Origin of the sequence: Nocardia sp. NPDC058497 (genome assembly GCF_042720195.1) — a bacterium.
Lineage (GTDB): Bacteria > Actinomycetota > Actinomycetes > Mycobacteriales > Mycobacteriaceae > Nocardia.
Window position 1 is genome coordinate 1 of record NZ_JBHXMY010000732.1, and the last position, 2,556, is coordinate 2,556.

The window sequence follows — 2,556 nt, forward strand, 5'->3', positions numbered from 1 at the left end:
GTCAGTTGTGTATAAGCCACCGCGGCCCAACCTCATCGTCGGCACCGTCGGCAACGGCAAACACGCGAGTTTCGTGGACGAGAACCTCGAGCGCCTCGGCTGCCGCGCCGACCGCGAGCCCGGCGAGAACGCCCGCCGCCTCGCCGTCATCGCCGCGGCGACCGTGCTGTGCGGCGAGCTGTCGCTGATGGCCGCACAGACCAATCGCGGGGAATTGATGCGCGCCCACACCCAATTCGAGCGGTCAACCACGAGCAACGGAACACAGCTATGACTACAACTCCGGTCGGCATCCACGACCTGTCGTTCGCCACCACCCACTACGCCCTCGACCACGCCGTCCTCGCCGAAAGGCTCGGGGTGGATCGCGACAAGTTCTACCTCGGCATCGGCCAGGAGAAGATGAGCGTCGCCGCGGCCGACGAGGACATCGTCACCATCGCCGCGGCCGCCGCGCAGCCCATCCTCGAGCGCCACGGCACCGACAATATCCGCACCGTGCTGCTGGCCACCGAGACCGGTGTCGACCAGTCCAAAGCCGCTGCGCTGTACCTGCATTCGCTGATCGGGCTGCCCAACGCCGCGCGCGTGGTCGAGCTCAAGCAGGCGTGCTACGGCGGCACGGCGGGCCTGCAGTTCGCCGCGGGCCTGATCGCGCGCGACCCGTCGCAGCGGGTGCTGGTCATCGCCGCCGACATCGCCAAGTACGAGCTCGACACCCCGGGCGAACCGACCCAGGGCGCGGCCGCCGTCGCGATGCTCGTCAGCGCGAATCCGGCCATCCTGCAACTGGATCCGCAGTCCGGGCTCTACAGCGCCGACATCATGGACTTCTGGCGCCCCAACTACCGGACCGCCGCCATCGTCGACGGCAAGACCTCGGTCAACGCCTACCAGAAGGCCGCCCAGGAGGCCTGGACCGACTACCGCCGCCAGGGCGGGCGGGACCTGTCGGAGTTCGCCGCGTTCTGCTACCACCAGCCCTTCACCAAGATGGCCTACAAGGCGCACCGCCACCTGCTGGAGAGCCAGGGCCACACCGTCGACGCCGCCGCGATCGAGGCCGCGATCGGCGACACCACCCGCTACAACCGCACGGTGGGCAACAGCTACACCGCCTCGCTCTACCTCGGCCTGGCATCGCTGCTCGATCACGCGGGCGACCTGACCGGCCGGGCCCTGGCCATGATCAGCTACGGATCGGGCAGCGTCGCCGAATTCTTCAGCGGCACAGTGCAGCCCGGTTACCGTGAGCACCTGCGGACCGAGGCGAACCGGGTCGCGATCAGCTCCAGGGAGCTGCTGGACTACGACCACTACCTGCGGCTGCACGAGGCCACCTCGCCCAGCGACGGCGCGTACCACGCCATGCCGGAGGAAACCCGTCGCCCGTACCGGCTGGCCGCCGTCTCCGGCCACAAACGCATCTACGAATCTCGCTGAGGGTCTCCACATGAGCAACAACGATTCTTCGACGTCCGCGGCCGACCGGCAGGCGGCCGACGCGGCCCGTCGCCACTTCCAGGTCCTGATCGTCGGCAGCGGGTTGTCCGGTCTCGGCACGGCCATCCAGCTGAGCGAGCACGGACTGACCGATTTTCTTGTCGTCGAGCGCGGCGCGGACGTGGGTGGAACCTGGCGGGACAACACCTACCCGGGCGCGGGCTGTGACGTGCAGTCCCACCTCTACTCGTACTCGTTCGCCCTGAACCCCGACTGGTCTCGCTCGTTCTCGCCGCAGGCCGAGATCGAGCGGTACCTGCAGGGGGTGGCCGACCGATTCGGCGTGCGTGACAAGCTCCTTTTCGATTGCACGATGACCGGTGCGCGCTGGAGCGACGCCGAGAGCCGGTGGGAGATCGACACCAGCAAAGGCGGATTCACGGCCGACTTCCTGGTCTCGGCGGCGGGTGTGCTTGCCGAACCGAATCTTCCCGATATCAAGGGGATCTCGAGTTTCGAGGGCGAGATCTTCCACTCGGCGCGCTGGAACCACGACGCGAGTCTGGCGGGCAAGAAGGTCGCCGTCATCGGCACCGGATCGTCCGCGGTGCAGATTGTGCCGTCGATCGCGCCCGAGGTCGATCGCCTCGATGTGTACCAGCGCACCGCGACCTGGGTGATGCCGCAGCTGAATCGGCCATACCTGGCGCCGGAGCGCTTCGCGTTCAAACATGTACCCGGCCTGCAGCGACTGATCCGGGGGCTGATCTACCTCAGCCGCGAAGTGTTCGTGGTGACACAGGCGAAATACCCGAGGACCGGCCTGCTGCTGGAATTGGTCGGGCGGGCAAAGATGCGGATCGAGATCCGGGACCCGGAGCTGCGACGCAAGGTGCTGCCCACACACCGTATCGGCTGCAAACGCATGCTGGTGTCGAACAAGTTCTACGGTGCGCTCGATCGTGACAACGTCGATCTCGTCACCGACGGGATCGCCGAGGTGCGCGGCCGGTCGATCGGGTACCATGACCGCCCCGAAAAGGAATTACACCCCCACAGTCAGGCCACCCGCGTACCCAGAGCCCATTAGCCCACCAACAACCAAAACACCCG

At 67.1% G+C, this 2,556-nt stretch carries 2 protein-coding genes and 1 pseudogene; all 3 read left to right on the plus strand.

The genetic code is table 11. The annotated features are described in order from the left end of the window. Positions 1-274 (plus strand): annotated as a pseudogene (locus ACFWPJ_RS30185) (hydroxymethylglutaryl-CoA reductase); the annotation flags it as partial. Next, complete coding sequence (locus tag ACFWPJ_RS30190; protein WP_378856514.1) at positions 271-1,443, plus strand: hydroxymethylglutaryl-CoA synthase; 1,173 nt, start codon at positions 271-273, stop codon at positions 1,441-1,443. The pseudogene ACFWPJ_RS30185 and the gene ACFWPJ_RS30190, both read left to right, overlap by 4 nt. A gap of 10 nt (positions 1,444-1,453) precedes the next feature. Then, positions 1,454-2,533, plus strand: coding sequence for a flavin-containing monooxygenase (locus tag ACFWPJ_RS30195; protein ID WP_378856516.1), 1,080 nt, complete (start codon positions 1,454-1,456; stop codon positions 2,531-2,533). The last annotated feature ends 23 nt before the right edge of the window (positions 2,534-2,556 follow it).